This is a genomic window from Halovibrio variabilis, assembly GCF_007991175.1.
Taxonomy (GTDB): Bacteria; Pseudomonadota; Gammaproteobacteria; order Pseudomonadales; family Halomonadaceae; genus Vreelandella; species Vreelandella variabilis.
In genome coordinates this window covers 92,164-107,196 of the sequence record NZ_BJXV01000012.1, presented here as the reverse complement: position 1 = coordinate 107,196, position 15,033 = coordinate 92,164, and the positions used below count along the sequence as shown (strand labels likewise).

At 57.5% G+C, this 15,033-nt stretch carries 14 protein-coding genes; 3 read left to right on the top strand and 11 right to left on the bottom strand.

The window, feature by feature from the left end:
- Positions 1 to 8 precede the first annotated feature (8 nt).
- Complete coding sequence (locus HVA01_RS11865) at positions 9 to 1,610, top strand: ATP-binding protein (RefSeq protein ID WP_146875626.1); 1,602 nt, start codon at positions 9 to 11, stop codon at positions 1,608 to 1,610.
- Here HVA01_RS11865 and HVA01_RS11860 read toward each other — a convergent pair.
- Positions 1,573 to 2,511 carry a LysR family transcriptional regulator gene (locus tag HVA01_RS11860; protein ID WP_146875625.1) on the bottom strand — a complete coding sequence of 313 codons (939 nt, stop codon included), beginning with the start codon at positions 2,509 to 2,511 and terminating at the stop codon, positions 1,573 to 1,575. The genes HVA01_RS11865 and HVA01_RS11860 overlap by 38 nt on opposite strands.
- A 178-nt stretch (positions 2,512 to 2,689) precedes the next feature.
- On the opposite strand from HVA01_RS11860, the gene metE reads away from it, so the two are divergent.
- Entirely contained in the window at positions 2,690 to 4,987 is a 2,298-nt protein-coding gene (gene metE, locus HVA01_RS11855) for a 5-methyltetrahydropteroyltriglutamate--homocysteine S-methyltransferase (protein WP_146875624.1), read from the top strand.
- Between the two features lie 74 nt (positions 4,988 to 5,061).
- Here the strand turns inward: metE and ppk1 are convergent, their stop codons facing one another.
- Together ppk1 and hemB are read right to left on the bottom strand one after the other, a co-directional pair.
- Positions 5,062 to 7,251, bottom strand: coding sequence for a polyphosphate kinase 1 (gene ppk1, locus HVA01_RS11850; RefSeq protein WP_146875623.1), 2,190 nt, complete (start codon positions 7,249 to 7,251; stop codon positions 5,062 to 5,064).
- A 107-nt stretch (positions 7,252 to 7,358) separates the two neighbouring features.
- Positions 7,359 to 8,369 carry a porphobilinogen synthase gene (gene hemB, locus HVA01_RS11845; protein WP_146875622.1) on the bottom strand — a complete coding sequence of 337 codons (1,011 nt, stop codon included), beginning with the start codon at positions 8,367 to 8,369 and terminating at the stop codon, positions 7,359 to 7,361.
- A gap of 158 nt (positions 8,370 to 8,527) precedes the next feature.
- Between hemB and elbB the strand changes: the two genes are divergently transcribed.
- On the top strand, positions 8,528 to 9,187 hold the full coding sequence (elbB, locus tag HVA01_RS11840) for an isoprenoid biosynthesis glyoxalase ElbB (protein WP_146875621.1): 660 nt from the start codon (positions 8,528 to 8,530) through the stop codon (positions 9,185 to 9,187).
- A gap of 82 nt (positions 9,188 to 9,269) precedes the next feature.
- Here elbB and tatC read toward each other — a convergent pair whose 3' ends face one another.
- The 8 genes from tatC to HVA01_RS11800 form a co-directional block, all read right to left on the bottom strand.
- On the bottom strand, positions 9,270 to 10,055 hold the full coding sequence (tatC, locus tag HVA01_RS11835; RefSeq protein ID WP_146875620.1) for a twin-arginine translocase subunit TatC: 786 nt from the start codon (positions 10,053 to 10,055) through the stop codon (positions 9,270 to 9,272).
- Complete coding sequence (gene tatB / locus HVA01_RS11830) at positions 10,052 to 10,519, bottom strand: Sec-independent protein translocase protein TatB (RefSeq protein WP_146875619.1); 468 nt, start codon at positions 10,517 to 10,519, stop codon at positions 10,052 to 10,054. Before tatB ends, tatC begins: the two co-directional genes overlap by 4 nt.
- Positions 10,520 to 10,522: 3 nt before the next feature.
- On the bottom strand, positions 10,523 to 10,831 hold the full coding sequence (tatA, locus tag HVA01_RS11825; RefSeq protein ID WP_146875618.1) for a Sec-independent protein translocase subunit TatA: 309 nt from the start codon (positions 10,829 to 10,831) through the stop codon (positions 10,523 to 10,525).
- A 116-nt stretch (positions 10,832 to 10,947) separates the two neighbouring features.
- A complete protein-coding gene (locus tag HVA01_RS11820; RefSeq protein WP_146875617.1) occupies positions 10,948 to 11,310 on the bottom strand; it encodes a phosphoribosyl-ATP diphosphatase in 363 nt (120 codons plus the stop codon).
- Between the two features lie 32 nt (positions 11,311 to 11,342).
- Complete coding sequence (gene ubiB, locus HVA01_RS11815; protein ID WP_146875616.1) at positions 11,343 to 12,965, bottom strand: ubiquinone biosynthesis regulatory protein kinase UbiB; 1,623 nt, start codon at positions 12,963 to 12,965, stop codon at positions 11,343 to 11,345.
- A complete protein-coding gene (locus HVA01_RS11810) occupies positions 12,962 to 13,609 on the bottom strand; it encodes a ubiquinone biosynthesis accessory factor UbiJ (RefSeq protein WP_146875615.1) in 648 nt (215 codons plus the stop codon). The genes ubiB and HVA01_RS11810 overlap by 4 nt, the downstream gene beginning before the upstream one ends.
- Before the next feature lie 58 nt (positions 13,610 to 13,667).
- The gene (ubiE, locus tag HVA01_RS11805) at positions 13,668 to 14,423 is read right to left on the bottom strand and encodes a bifunctional demethylmenaquinone methyltransferase/2-methoxy-6-polyprenyl-1,4-benzoquinol methylase UbiE (RefSeq protein WP_146875614.1); all 756 of its coding nucleotides are present in this window, start codon (positions 14,421 to 14,423) and stop codon (positions 13,668 to 13,670) included.
- A 150-nt stretch (positions 14,424 to 14,573) separates the two neighbouring features.
- Complete coding sequence (locus HVA01_RS11800; RefSeq protein WP_146875613.1) at positions 14,574 to 14,957, bottom strand: gamma-butyrobetaine hydroxylase family protein; 384 nt, start codon at positions 14,955 to 14,957, stop codon at positions 14,574 to 14,576.
- Between the last annotated feature and the right edge of the window lie 76 nt (positions 14,958 to 15,033).

The window sequence follows — 15,033 nt, the reverse complement described above, 5'->3', positions numbered from 1 at the left end:
GCGGCATCATGCGGCGGGTGCTCAGTAGCGGCTCGTTTTTACGCTTTTATGTGTTGCTGGGCTTGGCACTGTTAGTGGTGTTTGTGATTGCTTTTGCTGGGCGCTCTTTTATTGAACAGGTGCGCCGCGAAGACTACCGTGAACAGCTTGCCGCGTTACCCATGTCGCTCATGACCCGATGGCTCGCCGAGACGCCTAGGGCTGAGCGTGGCCCCCTGCTTGAGCGTTTTTCAGACCGGTTAGCCTTGCAGCTCACCTTGATTCCGGTTAGCGCTGCTGAGCTTGGCTATTTTGAACGGGAGCGCTTGGAGCAAGGCAAAACACTGGTCGCTGAGAGCCCCTGGCTGTTACAGCAGCGTCTGCCCGGTGAGACGCAGTTGCTGCAAGCCAGGCTTGATGACTGGAGTGAACATCAGTGGCACGGCAGCATCGCGCTGCTTGGCGATTGGCTGGCGGCTCAGCCGGTAGGCGAGCGTGAAAGTCGCCTCGCCGCGTTAAACTCAGGTAGCTGGCCGCTGCAGCTAATCACCGAGTTACCTGCTGAGCTAATGGCGGCACAGCGAGCACAGTTAACTGACGGCAGCGTGGTGACACGGTTGGTGTCCGATCAGCTGTCGGTGACGCTTCTCTATCAGCTGCCACCGCCGGGCGAAGCTGAGTGGCTACAAGCGGGCCCCATTTCCCGTGGCGATACGCTGCCACCGAATTTACACCTGCCTCTATTAGTGGGGCTGATGATTGTCCTCAGCCTGATTATCTATTTGATCATGCGTAGCATTGAAGCTCGCATGGCGCGGCTGGAACTGGCTGCCACGCGGATCGCCAGCGGCCGCCTGGAAACCCGTGTCAAGGTAGAGAGTGGAGACTTCTTAGGCCGCTTGGGCATGGCGTTTAACGGCATGGCCAACCAGGTGCAGAGCCTGCTACGCGGCCAGCAGGAGATGATTCGCGCGGTTTCCCACGAGCTACGCACCCCGGTAGCGCGCATCCGGTTTGCTGTACAAATGGTCGACGACATGACCGACCAGCCTGCTATCCGCCGCCAGCTACAGGGTATTGATGCCGATATTGCCGAACTCGATGAGCTGGTCGATGAAATTCTCACCTATGCACGCTTAGGCGGAGAATCGGTGAACGGCGCCGAGCTTGATACTTCGTTAGTAGAGTGCCGCGCCATGGCCGAGCGGGTGATTGATACGCTCACGCCGCTGCATAAAGACCTAGCGCTATCGCTCGCCCCTGGCCCTGAAATCGAACTGCTGGCGGAGCCGCGCTATCTCCAGCGCGCGTTGCAGAACCTCGTCGGTAACGCCTGCCGCCATGCCAAGTCCAGCGTGATAATTCAGCTCTGGGATGAGCCCAGTTTGGTGCGGATTGATGTGGAAGACGACGGCCCCGGTATTGCGCCGGAAGCACGCGCCGATATTTTCAAGCCCTTTGCCCGGCTGGACGACAGCCGCGCCCGTAGCTCTGGCGGCTACGGGTTAGGGCTGTCGATTGTACAGAAAATCATGGCCGGCCACGGTGGCAGCGTGACCATCGACACCAGCCCCACCTTGGGCGGTGCGCGTTTCACGCTGCTGATTCCGCGTCGCGATCCGCCGGCCTAACCCCCGACAGCACCGCAAAGGAGGTCTCCCGTGCGGTGCGTAAGAAATCCTGCATCCACGGCGCTTCGCGGGTTTCTTCGCGAATCGCCGCGTACAGCGTGCTCCACACCCCCTGCTCGCCCAGCTTCACCGCGCTAACATAAGCGCGCTCCAGGTACTCGGTGAGCGCCCAGTTGGGCAGCGCACAGACGCCGCGTCCGCTGGCCACCAGCTGCATCATCATAATGGTCAATTCGGCGGTGCGGATCTCCCGGGGACGAACGTTCGCCGGTTGCAAAAATTGCGTAAAAATATCCAGCCGCGACTGTTCGACGGGATAGGTAATCAAGGTTTCATTGGCGAGTGCCTGGGGTTCAATAAAGCCCCGGCCTGCAAACGGGTGCTGGCGGGCGACGGCCAGTAAGCCCTCATAGCGAAACAGCGGCGCGTAGTGAATGCCCTCCAGCGGCTGAGGGTCGGCAGTGATCACCAGGTCGAGCTGTTCCCGGGCAAGCGCCGGGAGCGGGTCGAAGTGGTGGCCGCTGGGAATATCGATTTCCACCTCCGGCCAGTGATCGCGAAAATAATCCACCGTCGGCATCAGCCACTGGAAGCAGCTATGGCACTCAATGGCCATATGCAAACGGCCTTGCTCGGTGCCTGCCAAACGCGCCAAATCACGCTCCGCCTTGCGTACTTCAGGCAGGATTTGGTCGGCTAGTTCGAGTAGTCGCAGCCCCGCGCGGGTAAATTCCACCGGGCGGGTTTTGCGCACAAACAGCGGGCTCTCGACCCGGCTTTCAAGGTCCTTCAGCTGATGAGAAAGCGCCGACTGGGTCAGATGAACGCGTTCGGCGGCGTCGACGAGCGAGCCGGTTTCGCGCAGCGCGAGCAGCGTACGGAGGTGGCGTAGTTCAATCATGGCATAGTTCAATCATGGCATAGTTCAATCATGGCGTTGTGTGATCATAATGAGTTCAATCATGGCGGTGTGTGATCATGGTGAGTATTTTTCATCTTCAATATTAAAAACTTTAGTTTGATTCACCGATAAGTGGTGCCCAGACTGTGTGAAATCATTCACGTTGGTAAGGTTCATCATGACAGTTTCTCATATTCTCGGCTATCCCCGCATTGGCGCCCGGCGTGAGCTCAAAAAGGCCACGGAAGCCTATTGGAAAGGCGAGTGCACGCGCAGCGAGCTGGAAAGTACCGGCCACGAACTGCGTGTGCGCCACTGGCAGGCTCAGCAGGATGCAGATTTGGATTTTGTTAGCGTGGGCGATTTTGCTTTTTATGATCAAGTGCTTAACGTATCGGTGGCGCTGGGGGCGGTGCCTGCTCGCTTTAACGCCCAAGCGGAAGTTGCGGGTGGCGATATCGACCTTGATACGGCTTTTCGAATGGCCCGCGGTCGAGCGCCTAGCGGCGAACCCGCCGCGCCCTGTGAAATGACCAAATACTTCGATACCAACTACCACTATCTCGTCCCGGAGCTGCATGAAGGGCAAACCTTTACCCTGGCATCCAAGCGTCTGTTTGACGAAGTGGATGAAGCGTTACGTGCGGGTTTTACCCCCAAGGTAACGCTAACGGGGCCGCTAACCTGGCTATGGTTAGGCAAAACCAAGGGCGGCGACTTTGACCGCCTGACGCTGCTCGACAGCGTCCTCAACGTCTACGGCGAAATATTAGCGCGGCTGGCGACGCAAGGCATTGAGTGGGTGCAACTGGACGAACCGGCGCTGGTACAGGATCTCCCGCTGGCCTGGCAGCAGGCTTACGAGCGGGCTTATCATCGCCTCCAGTCGGCGCCGCTAAAGCTGTTAGTGGCCACTTACTTCGGGGGCTTGGGCGATAACCTTTCGCTGGCAACCCGTCTGCCCGTGGCGGGGTTGCACATTGATGCCGTGCGCGCGCCGCAACAGGTAGACAGTGTGATTGACCGCCTCGGCCCGCATCAGGTGCTATCCATTGGCTTCGTCGATGGTCGTAATATCTGGCGGGCCGATCTCGCTGCGCTACGCGAACGCCTGCTGCCATTAAAAGTACGCCTGGGCCAGCGGCTTTGGCTGGCACCGAGTTGCTCGCTACTCCATGTGCCGGTGGATTTGGCGCAGGAGACGGATTTGGGGGCTGAGTTAACCAGCTGGCTGGCCTTCGCGCGGCAGAAGCTTGGCGAGGTGGTGACCTTGGCGCGCGTGATCGATAACCAGGCCACGCCCGCCGATGAACAACGCTTGGACGAAGCCACCCGCGCGCTCGACGCTCGGCGAGAATCAGCGCGCATTCATCAAGCGGCGGTCAGCGAGCGTTTGGCGGCGATTAGCCCCGCCGATAGCCAGCGCCAGGCGCCTTACCCCGTGCGCGTAGAGGCCCAGCGGCAGGCACTCAAGCTGCCGCTGTTCCCGACGACGACCATTGGCTCCTTTCCGCAGACCAATGAGATTCGTGCTGCTCGGCGCGCGTTTAAAGCCGGTGAGCTTACCCAAGCCGACTACGAAGCCCGCATGCAGGCCGAGATTGCCTACGCCGTCGAGCGTCAGGAAGCGCTGGGTATTGACGTGCCGGTGCACGGCGAAGCCGAACGCAACGACATGGTGGAGTACTTTGGCGAGCAGTTAGAAGGCTTTGCCTTTACCCGCTTTGGCTGGGTGCAGAGCTATGGTTCGCGCTGTGTAAAGCCGCCGGTGATTTTTGGTGATGTGTCTCGCCCCGCGCCGATGACGGTACGCTGGAGTCAGTACGCCCAGACACTGACCGATAAGCCCATGAAAGGCATGCTCACAGGGCCGGTGACCATTCTGCAGTGGTCGTTTGTGCGCGATGACCAGCCGCGGGAAACCACCTGCCGCCAGATTGCCCTGGCGCTGCGCGATGAGGTGCTGGATCTGGAAAAAGCCGGCATCAACATTGTGCAAATTGATGAGCCAGCGCTGCGCGAAGGGCTGCCGCTGCGCCAAAATGAGTGGCAGGCCTACCTTGACTGGGCGGTAGAGAGCTTCCAGCTAAGTGCTGCAGGCGTTGCCGATGCGACGCAGATTCATACCCATATGTGCTACTCGGAGTTCAACGATATTATCGGCGCGATTGCCGCGCTGGATGCCGATGTGATCACCATTGAGACATCGCGTTCAGATATGATGCTGCTGGACGCCTTCCAGGACTTTGCTTATCCCAACGAAATCGGCCCTGGGGTTTACGATATCCACACCCCTAATATTCCCGAGGTGAGCTGGATGGTCGATTTGCTGGAAAAAGCGCTTGAAAAAATCCCCGCCGAGCGGCTGTGGGTCAACCCAGACTGCGGCCTCAAAACCCGTGGCTGGGCGGAAGTAGAGCCCGCGCTGGCCAATATGGTGGAAGCCGCCAAACGACTCCGCCAACGCTACACCTAAACGATTAGAAGTCAGAACCAACCCCGCGGCACTAGCCGCGGGGTTTTGGGTATGCGTGCTAACGTTTCGACGCCCTAGCCTTTCGTTGCATAAGCGTAGAGCAGGGTTTCCTGGGCGCTGATCGCGTCGCCTTCACCAGGGTCCCGGAGCCGGTAGCTGCCATCGCTCTGCAGCAGCCAACTCTGGCAGTTATCCACCAGGTAGGTTTCCAGGTCTTTGCGTACCCGGGTAGCGAGTTTCTTATCCAGCAGCGGAAAGCAGGTTTCCACACGGTGGAACATGTTGCGCGACATAAAGTCGGCGCTGGAGCACCAGATCTCCGGCTTGCCGTCGTGATGGAAATGAAACACCCGCGTGTGTTCCAGAAAACGGCCGATAATCGAGCGTACGCGAATATTGTCTGAAACGCCCGGCACGCCCGGTTTCAGACAGCACATGCCGCGAATGATCAAGTCGCATTCAACCCCCGCCTGGGAGGCGCGATAGAGTGCTTTAATCAGCTTGGGCTCGGTCAATGAGTTGCACTTAATGATAATGTGCCCGCGCTTGCCCTTACGCGCTATCTGCGCTTCGCGGTCGATCATTGCCACCAGCCGCTCATGCAGCGTGAACGGCGCATGCAGCAGCGTATCGATTTTACGCGCGCGGCCCATGCCCGAGAGCTGCTGGAATACCTTATGTACGTCGGCGCAGAGCGCTTTATTAGCCGTCAGCAGGCTGTAGTCGGTGTACAGCTTGGCGGTTTTGGAGTGGTAGTTGCCGGTGCCCAGGTGTGCGTAATAGCACAGTTCGCCTTTCTCGCGACGCACAATGTGCAGCATTTTGGCGTGGGTTTTATACGCCATAATCCCGTAGACGACGATTGCCCCGGCTTCCTGTAGGCGCGAGGCGAGCTGCAGGTTATCGGCTTCATCAAAACGCGCCCGCAGCTCGATCACCACCGTGACCTCTTTACCCTGGCTGGCGGCTTCCACCAGCGCGCTGACAATGGGGGAGTCCGAGCCCGTGCGGTAAAGCGTCTGTTTCACTGCCAGTACGTTAGGGTCACGCGCTGCTTCGCGTAGCAGATCTTCAATGGGGGTAAACGACTGGAAAGGGTGATGCAGCAGAATATCGTTCTTGGCAATGGCGTCAAACAGGCTGCCTGCTCTGAGCGCTTTGGGGATGCTTGGCGTGTAAGGCCGATAGACCAGGTCGGGACGATCTACATCGCCGAGCACCGACATCATCCGGGTTAAGTTCACCGGCCCTTTAACGCGATACAAATCATCGTTTGCAAGCTCAAACTGGCGGAGTAGAAAATTGGTGAGGTCATCGGGGCAGTTGTCGGCGACTTCCAAGCGTACGCCGCTGCCATAGCGGCGGGCCAAGAGTTCACCACGCAGCGCCGAGGCCAGGTCCGAAACCTCCTCGGGGTCTACGCTCATATCCGCGTTACGGGTCAACCGGAACTGGTAGCAGCCGCGTACGCGCATACCGGGAAACAGCTCTTCAGCGTGGGCATGGATCATCGATGATAAGAAGACGTACTCTGAAAAGCCCTCTTCGCATAGCTCCTTGGGCAGCGCCATTAAACGCGGCAGCGAACGGGGCGCGGGTAATATCGCCATGCCACCGGCGCGACCGAAGGCATCTTTACCTTCCAGCTCGACGATAAAGTTGAGGCTTTTATTGACCAGGCGCGGGAAGGGATGCGACGGATCGAGGCCAATAGGGCTGATTACCGGCATGATTTCGTTATCAAAAAATGCCCGTCCCCAGTCTTTTTGTGCATCGGTCCACTGGTCACGGCGACGAAAACGCAGTCCCTGGGCTTCCAGGGCGGGCAGCAGGATATCGTTGAGTATCTGATACTGACGATCAATTTGCGCATGGGCAACTTGGGATATTTCCGCCAATACCGCTTTGGGCAAACGGCCATCGGCGGCGGCGGTTTCATCGCCTAAGGCAACTTGATGCTTTAGCCCCGCCACGCGTATTTCAAAGAACTCATCCATGTTGGACGAGAATATAAGCAGGAACATCAGCCTGTTAAGGAGCGGATGAGAATCGTCTAACGCCTGTTCCAACACGCGAATATTAAATTGCAGGTGGGATAGCTCGCGATTGAAATAGAGCTGGGTGTCGTCAAGATCGGTTTCCGCTAGCGCTTCTTTTGCTTGCACACCGTTGGAGGTGCGATTGATACGCAGCGGCATATCGCCGTCGTGGCTGGTTTGATCAGCAGACGCTACTGGTAAGTGTCGTGAGTCTTGCTCGTCCATGGTGGCTCTCCCCGCGTGGCTGACGTAAACGTATCATAATTGGTTGCCGGTGTTTTTGCCCAGTATGCGGGGAGAAGATGACAAACAAGTGTCACCTGATTGTCATCTTAGCGACGCTGGAGTAGTCGAGCGGCGTCGAGGGCGAAGTAGGTCAATATACCGTCAGCACCCGCGCGCTTAAAGCACATTAATGATTCCATAATCACTGGTTCTGCTTCCAGCCAGCCGTTATCAAAGGCCGCGCGGTGCATGGCGTACTCGCCGCTGACTTGATAAGCAAACGTCGGTATTTTTAACTCGTCTTTGACGCGACGCACGACATCCAAATAGGGCATACCGGGCTTCACCATCACCATATCAGCCCCTTCGGCGATGTCCATGGCGACTTCGTGCACCGCTTCGTCGCTATTGGCGGGGTCCATCTGATAAGTGCGCTTATCGGCTTTGCCTAAGTTGGCGGAGGAGCCCACCGCATCGCGGAAGGGACCATAATAGTGAGAGGCATATTTGGCACTGTAAGCCATGATGCGCACGTTGTGCAGGTGCTCTTGTTCCAGCACCCGGCGAATGGCGCCAATGCGCCCATCCATCATATCGGAAGGGGCTATCACGTCGGCACCTGCTTCGGCGTGGGACAGCGCTTGCTTGAGCAGCGTATCCACCGTGCGGTCGTTTTGCACGTAGCCGTGCGCATCGAGAATGCCGTCCTGGCCGTGGCTGGTGTAGGGGTCAAGCGCCACATCGGTAATGATCCCTAGCTCAGGCAGCGCTTCTTTAAGGGCGCGTACGCTGCGCTGCACTAGCCCGCTGGCGCTGTACGACTCTTCGGCGAGTTCACTTTTCTGCTCAGGCCCTACGACGGGAAAAAGCGCCAGCGCCGGGATGCCCAGTTCATACGCCTCGCGAGCTTGCGCAATTAGCAGGTCGATAGACAGCCGCTCAACGCCGGGCATTGAGGCCACGGCTTCGCGCTGGTTTTCGCCTTCCAGCACAAACACCGGAAGAATGAGGTCGGAAGGGGTTAAGGTTTTCTCCTGCATCAAACGACGTGAAAAATCATCGCGGCGCATACGGCGCATGCGGGTGGCAGGGAAGTGGCGAGGCGTTAGTATGCTCAAGAGAATTCTCCATTAAGGATCGTAAATGTAGGCCTACTGGCAGTATATCAGGCATACCCTGCGGCGAAAGCCGTCTTGTGGCGCCACGCCAGAGTGGCTAGAGTGAGCGGCTGCTTTGCTGTATTGCGTTCGGCAGACCCTGGGATAAGGAGATAGGCATGACCAAACAGGTGGCAGTGATTTTAGCCGGCTGCGGTGTTTACGATGGTTCTGACATTTATGAAACCACGTTGACGCTGCTGCGCTTGGATCAGTTGGGCATTGGTTACCGCTGTTTTGCCCCTGATATTGAACAGCATCACGTCGTCAATCATCGCAACCAAGAAGTGGCTGACGGCGAGCCGCGCAACGTGCTTCAGGAGTCTGCCCGCTTGGCGCGAGGTGAGATCAGCCCGCTGAACGCATTGGACGCGGATGATTTTGAGGCGGTGATCGTGCCGGGTGGCTTTGGCGTCTCTAAAAACCTATCGGACTTCGCCAGCGCCGGTGACAATATGCAAGTGCTGGATGCATTAAAACAGGCGTTGAGTGGTTTTCGTGCAGCGGCCAAACCGATTGGTTTAATGTGTATTGCCTCGCTACTAGTACCCCGCCTGTTCGATGATGGTATTGCGGTGACGGTGGGCAATGACCCGGCGGTTTCCGGCGCCATCAGCGCCATGGGCGGGCTTCACCGCAGCTGCGGCGTGGAAGATATTGTCGTTGATATAGAACACCGCGTGGTCACTACGCCTGCGTATATGCTGGCAACGCGAATCAGCGAAGCGGCGATTGGTATCTTTAAGCTGGTCGATCGCGTTGTTGACATGATGGATTAAGCGGCAGCTGCGTTGACCGTTGAAGGCGTATTTGAAGCCGCCAGCCTCACTTGAGGCCGACGGCTTTTTAGTTGGTTAGCCTTTATTCTTCTTGCTCTTCGGCGGCTTCTTTCTCGTCTCTGCGCTTACGCACCAGACGCCCAAACAGCAGCCCAACTTCGTAAAGCAGGTACATGGGGATCGCCAGCAGACTTTGCGAAATCACATCCGGTGGCGTTAGCACCATGCCGACGATAAAGCAGCCTAGCAGGATATACGGCCGCTTCTTAGACAGGCTTTCCACCGTGGTGGCACCCGATAGAATCAGCAAAAAAGTCGCAATGGGGATTTCAAAGGCCACCCCAAAGGCAAAAAACAGCTTGAGAACAAAGTTCAAATACTGGTTGATATCGGTCATTACGGCGACGTTTTCAGGCCCTGTTTGGGTGAAAAACTCAAACAGCAGCGGAAACACCGCGTAATAGGCAAACGCCGCGCCACCGTAGAAAAGCGCAATGCTCGAGGTCAAAATGGGGATCGCCAGGGCCTTTTCATTATCGTAAAGCCCCGGGGCAATAAACGCCCATGCCTGATGCAATACAAATGGAATGGCAATAAAGACGGCGACGACCAGGGTGAGCTTGAACGGCGCTAAAAACGGCGAGGCCACTTCAGTGGCGATCATCTGCGAGCCTTCGGGCAGCAGCGCCATCAGCGGCTCGGCAACAAACGTATAGATGTCGTTGGCAAAAGCGTAGAGACTCAAAAAGATGACCAAAATAACGAGCACGGCACGCATCAACCGCGAGCGAAGTTCGATCAGGTGTTCTATCAGCGGCGCTTGGTGTTGCTCTTGCTGGGGCTCCTTTGAATCGCTAGGCATACTCATTGGTGATGTCGATCCTTATCAGCAGATTCAGCCGGCGTGCTTGCGGCAGTGCTCGGTGAGGACGATGCGGAAGACGAAGTAGGCGCCGGGTCTTCACGCACCGTTTGCAGCGCGTCATCCAATCGAGAGCTGGCCTTGGCGACGCGCTTTTCCGTTTCGCTTTGCGCCGCGTCTGTTTTCGGCGTTGACTTCGCATCAGTCGGCGCATCGGCAATGCTTTCTACGTCCAACTTGGCTTTTTTCAAGCTATCGTCGAGATTTTTCTGCTGCTCGTTAAGCTTTTGACGTAGCTCTTCTGCTTCCAACTGGGCGCTAATTTCGCGCTGCATGCCGGATACCGTGCGCTTGATTTTGCCGATCCACATGCCTGCCGTGCGGGCGGCGCGCGGCAAGCGCTCCGGGCCAAGTACCAACAGCCCGACGATGCCAATAAGCATCAGTTCAAGAAAGCCGACATCCAGCATGGGTTATTTGCGCTCTTCGTTGCGTTCTTCTGTCGGGCGGCTATCCGTGGGGCGGCCCTCCGCGGCACGTTTTTCCTCGGCCTGAACGTCGTAAGTATTCCCCGGCTCTTCGTGGCTTACTTTGGCGTGCGGCTGCTCGGTGTCTTGTTGATCGTCCTCTTTATTTTTCTCTTCGTCGTTAATGGCTTTCTTAAAGCCCTTGACCGCCCCACCGAGGTCGGTGCCCACATTGCGCAGTTTTTTGGTGCCGAAAACCAGGATGATGATGCCCAGAACAATCAGCAACTGCCAAATACTGATACCACCTAACATATGCGTTTCCTCATGAGAGCAGATTAACGTTCGTTGTTACTATAGACAGTTACTATGGACAGTTACTATGGACTGTTACCACGGACTGTTACCACTGTACGACAGCTTATATGACCCTATGGCTTTCGGGCGGCTTTTTCCTCGTGTCCGGAAATGCCAACGCGCTTTGCCAGTTCGTCCAACACACTTTGGTGATCCATCCCCAGGTGCGAGAGCATCACCAAGCTATGAAACCACAGGTCGGCGGTTTCACAAATCACCGCTTGGCGCTGTGCCTCGCCACCGTGCTCGGCATCTTTGGCGGCAAGCACTGTTTCGGTAGCTTCTTCGCCAATCTTTTCGAGTATCTTGTTCAATCCCTTATGATGCAAGGAGGCAACATAAGAATTTTCCGCCGCTGAATGGCGCCGCTGTTTTAATACCTCATTGAGCGTATCAAGTACATGCGTATTGCTAGGCGGTAGTGAGTTGTTGTCCATGTGAATCCTTGTCATCGTTAAATCACGCCCTTCTATTGCCACACTAACAGCAGTAGGCCGATGGCGGCGGCGGCGAGTATCGGCCACTCTTGAAGCGCAATCCAACCGCTTAATGGCTGCCAGGCGAGTGCCACCGCGAGTAGAATCAAGCCCAGGCGCAGCCGGTAAAGGCGCTTGCCCTGGCGCGCCATCTGCACGCGCATGGCGTTGATCGAGTCGACCTGCTGGTGGCGCTGACGGTGCTCGTGCTCCATGCGGCTGAGCGCCTGGTGAGCCAGAACGGGGAGTTCGGGCAATTGGTGCGAAAGCTCCGGCGCCTGACGCTTTAGCGACTCCCATAAGCCGCTGACCCCGGCGCGCTCTTTCATCCACTGCTCTAAAAAGGGTTTGGCAGTGCTCCACAGGTCTAAATCGGGATACAGCTGGCGCCCTAGGCCTTCAATGTTAAGCAGCGTTTTCTGTAACAGTACCAGCTGCGGCTGCACTTCCATATTAAAGCGCCGGGCGGTTTGAAACAGCCCCAGCAGCACCTGGCCGAAGGAAATATCTTTTAGCGGCTTCTCTAAAATCGGCTCGCAGACGGTGCGAATCGCCGCGGCGAATTCGTTGGCGCGGGTGTTCTCTCCGACCCAGCCGGATTCGATGTGTAGCGCGGCGACTTCGTAATAGTCCTGATGGAAAAACGCCAGTAAGTTACGCGCCAGATAGTCCTGATCTTCCCGGGTGAGACTACCCACAATGCCGCAGTCGATGGCAATGTACTGGGGGTCTTCAGGGTTGTCGCAGTTGACAAAAATATTGCCGGGGTGCATATCGGCGTGAAAGAAATTGTCGCGAAACACCTGGGTAAAGAAAAGTTCGACACCGCGCTCGGCGAGCTTTTTGAGATTGGTGCCGCGGGCCACCAGCGTGTCTATGTCGGCAACGGGAATACCGCGAATGCGCTCCTGCACCATGACGTTGCGGCGGGTGAAGGACCAATAAATACTGGGCACATAAAGCAGCGGTGAGTCTTTGAAATTACGCTTGAGCTGCGAGGTGTTGGCGGCTTCTTTGTAGAGGTCGAGCTCGTCAAACAGCGTGGCTTCGTAGTCACGGATGACTTCCACCGGGCGTAGACGACGCGCTTCGGGGACCTTGGCCAGTAACTTGGCCACTTGGTACATCAGCGCCATGTCCTGGCGCATCACCCGGTCAATGCTGGGGCGAATAATTTTCACCACCACGTCTTCGCCGCTGTGCAGCCGTGCCGCGTGTACCTGGGCAATTGACGCCGACGCTAAGGGTACCCGGTCAAACTCAGCAAAGGCTTCTTCCAGCGACATTTCCAACGCTTTCTCAATCCGGGCGGCGGCAAGGTCGCCTGGAAAGGGGGGCACTTGGTCTTGCAACCGCTTTAGCTCATCGGCGATATCGGGCGGCAGTAAGTCGCGGCGGGTGGAGAGCATTTGGCCGAATTTGATGAAGATTGGCCCCAGCGCTTCCAAGGCCAAACGTAACCGTTCGCCTCGAGAGCGCTTGCCCAAGGGCACCAGACGAAGCGGCGAAAACCATAGCAGTACCCGTAGCCACCAGGGCAGGCGCGCTATCGGCAGCAGGGTATCCAGTCGGTGGCGGCTGATCACCCAGCTGATCCGCAGCAGGCGCAGGCTCATGGGCGTGGCTCCGGCTGACGTTGTTCCAGGCGCCGCTGTAAGCGGTTTAGGCGCGCTTCCAGGCGATCGGTCGCCACCTCAAGTTCGGTGAGGTGTTCGCGCAACACGTTGCGCTGTTGCCGCCCTGGTAGCAGGCGCGCCTCTTCAAAGACGTACTCAGAAACATCCTGCATTAGCTCGTCTTTGGTGCGCAGTCCCCAGCGCGCGGCGCGGCGTAGGCCCTCCGCCAGTGAGTGGGCGGGCATATCACCCAGCCAGCGAGCCAGCTCGCTTTCCCAGTCGATGTCTAGGTCTAAGAAAAGTTCGCGGGTGGCTTCGAGTAGATGAACACGGCCACGCATGGCCAGCTTGCCGTCAAACATTAAGCGTTCAATTGATGCGCCGCTAAGCCATTGTGAGAATGTCTCTGGGGTAAGCTCGATGACCGCGTCCACCTGGGTTTCGTCAATGCCATCGCCGCGATTCAAGTCCAGCCCGGCATGATGGTAGTGGATCACCAGTTCAAGGTGGGGCTGTTCGAGACGCACCAGCAGGCGACTGCCCGCCAGCGCCGCCAGCCGTGCAGGCGCTGCCGGGTCGCGGGCGAGCAGGGCATTGAGCGTGCGTTCACATCCGGCCAACAGCAGGGTCGGGGTTACCAGCATGCTGACCTCTGGGTTGGTGGCGTCAGGCGGTTCATTGGCGTCTTACTGCTCGCTAAGCTCATAGCTTAATGCCGCGGTGTAGCGCCACAATGCCGCCGGTGAGGTTGGTGAACTCGACCCGCTCAAGCCCCGCGGTTTCCATCATGGCTTTAAGCGTTTCCTGATCCGGGTGCATACGAATCGACTCCGCCAGATAGCGGTAGCTTTCGCCGTCACCGGCTACCAGCTCACCCATTTTGGGCAGCAGGCGGAAGGAGTACTCATCGTAGGCCTTGGAGAGCAGCGGGTTATTGGGCTTGGAGAATTCCAACACCAAAAGACGCCCGCCTGGCTTGAGCACGCGCGCCATGGAACGCAGCGCGGCGTCTTTGTCGGTGACGTTGCGCAGGCCAAAGGCGATGGTAATGCAGTCGAAACTATTGTCGGGGAACGGCAGGCTTTCGGCATTGGCTTGAACGTACTCAACGTTGCCGCCCACGCCGCTATCCATCAGTTTATCGCGCCCGACTTTAAGCATGGAAGCGTTAATGTCGGCGAGTACGACCTTGCCGCGCGGGCCAACCAAACGCGAAAACTTAAGGGTCAAATCCCCTGTGCCGCCCGCGATATCCAGCACATGCTGGCCAGGACGCACGCCCGCACGCTCGATGGTCATGCGCTTCCATATCCGATGGATACCCATCGACATCAGGTCGTTCATGACGTCATAGCGGGCTGCCACGGAGTGGAAGACATCGGCTACTCGCGAGGCTTTTTCGTCAACCGGTACTTCCTGAAAGCCAAAATCAGTGGTGCGTTTTTCTGTGGGGCTCATGGGGCAGTAGCTCCCGAAGTCGAGGCGGTGGCAAATCGGCCTGGGGTCTTCTGACGTACGGCCGACGCGATTAAAAGAGTTGCGCCATTGTAGCCTTGTCCGCCCTTGCTTGTCTGCTCTAGCAGCCTGAGGTTGAGCTGAGTCGTACCGTCACAGTTGCTTGAATTGGATGCTGGCGGGTTCGCGCGAGGCACCGGCCTCTTTCAAACGCTGCAAGTAGTTGTTCCAGTAGTCCTCTTGGTGAGTAGCGAGATCAAAAAGGTAGTTCCAGCTAAATAGCCCGCTGTCGTGACCATCGTCAAAGTGCAGTTTCAGCGCGTAGTTGCCAGCCTGGGTAATGTTTTGCAGGCCAACGTCTTTTTTACCCACCTGCAGCACCGCGGTATCGCCGCCGTGGCCGCGCACCTCGGCAGAAGGGGAGTAGACACGTAACAATTCCACCGGCAGGCGGAAAGTGTCACCATTGGCGTAGCCAAGTTCCAGCTCGCGGTCCTGCTTATGGTAATGAACCTGGGTGGGAGTAGGGGCATTCATAGTGAGACCTCATCGCTAAGTGGCATAGCAGCAAACCCGCCAAGAGCGGGTTTGCTGTTGCTGACTATACCTACAA

Coding starts and splice junctions, on each gene's coding strand:
- HVA01_RS11865 (WP_146875626.1), top strand. CDS start 9: ATGCGGCGGGTGCTCAGTAGCGGCTCGTTTTTACGCTTTTATGTGTTG.
- HVA01_RS11860 (WP_146875625.1), bottom strand. CDS start 2,511: ATGATTGAACTACGCCACCTCCGTACGCTGCTCGCGCTGCGCGAAACC.
- metE (WP_146875624.1), top strand. CDS start 2,690: ATGACAGTTTCTCATATTCTCGGCTATCCCCGCATTGGCGCCCGGCGT.
- ppk1 (WP_146875623.1), bottom strand. CDS start 7,251: ATGGACGAGCAAGACTCACGACACTTACCAGTAGCGTCTGCTGATCAA.
- elbB (WP_146875621.1), top strand. CDS start 8,528: ATGACCAAACAGGTGGCAGTGATTTTAGCCGGCTGCGGTGTTTACGAT.
- tatC (WP_146875620.1), bottom strand. CDS start 10,055: ATGAGTATGCCTAGCGATTCAAAGGAGCCCCAGCAAGAGCAACACCAA.
- tatB (WP_146875619.1), bottom strand. CDS start 10,519: ATGCTGGATGTCGGCTTTCTTGAACTGATGCTTATTGGCATCGTCGGG.
- tatA (WP_146875618.1), bottom strand. CDS start 10,831: ATGTTAGGTGGTATCAGTATTTGGCAGTTGCTGATTGTTCTGGGCATC.
- HVA01_RS11820 (WP_146875617.1), bottom strand. CDS start 11,310: ATGGACAACAACTCACTACCGCCTAGCAATACGCATGTACTTGATACG.
- ubiB (WP_146875616.1), bottom strand. CDS start 12,965: ATGAGCCTGCGCCTGCTGCGGATCAGCTGGGTGATCAGCCGCCACCGA.
- HVA01_RS11810 (WP_146875615.1), bottom strand. CDS start 13,609: ATGCTGGTAACCCCGACCCTGCTGTTGGCCGGATGTGAACGCACGCTC.
- ubiE (WP_146875614.1), bottom strand. CDS start 14,423: ATGAGCCCCACAGAAAAACGCACCACTGATTTTGGCTTTCAGGAAGTA.
- HVA01_RS11800 (WP_146875613.1), bottom strand. CDS start 14,957: ATGAATGCCCCTACTCCCACCCAGGTTCATTACCATAAGCAGGACCGC.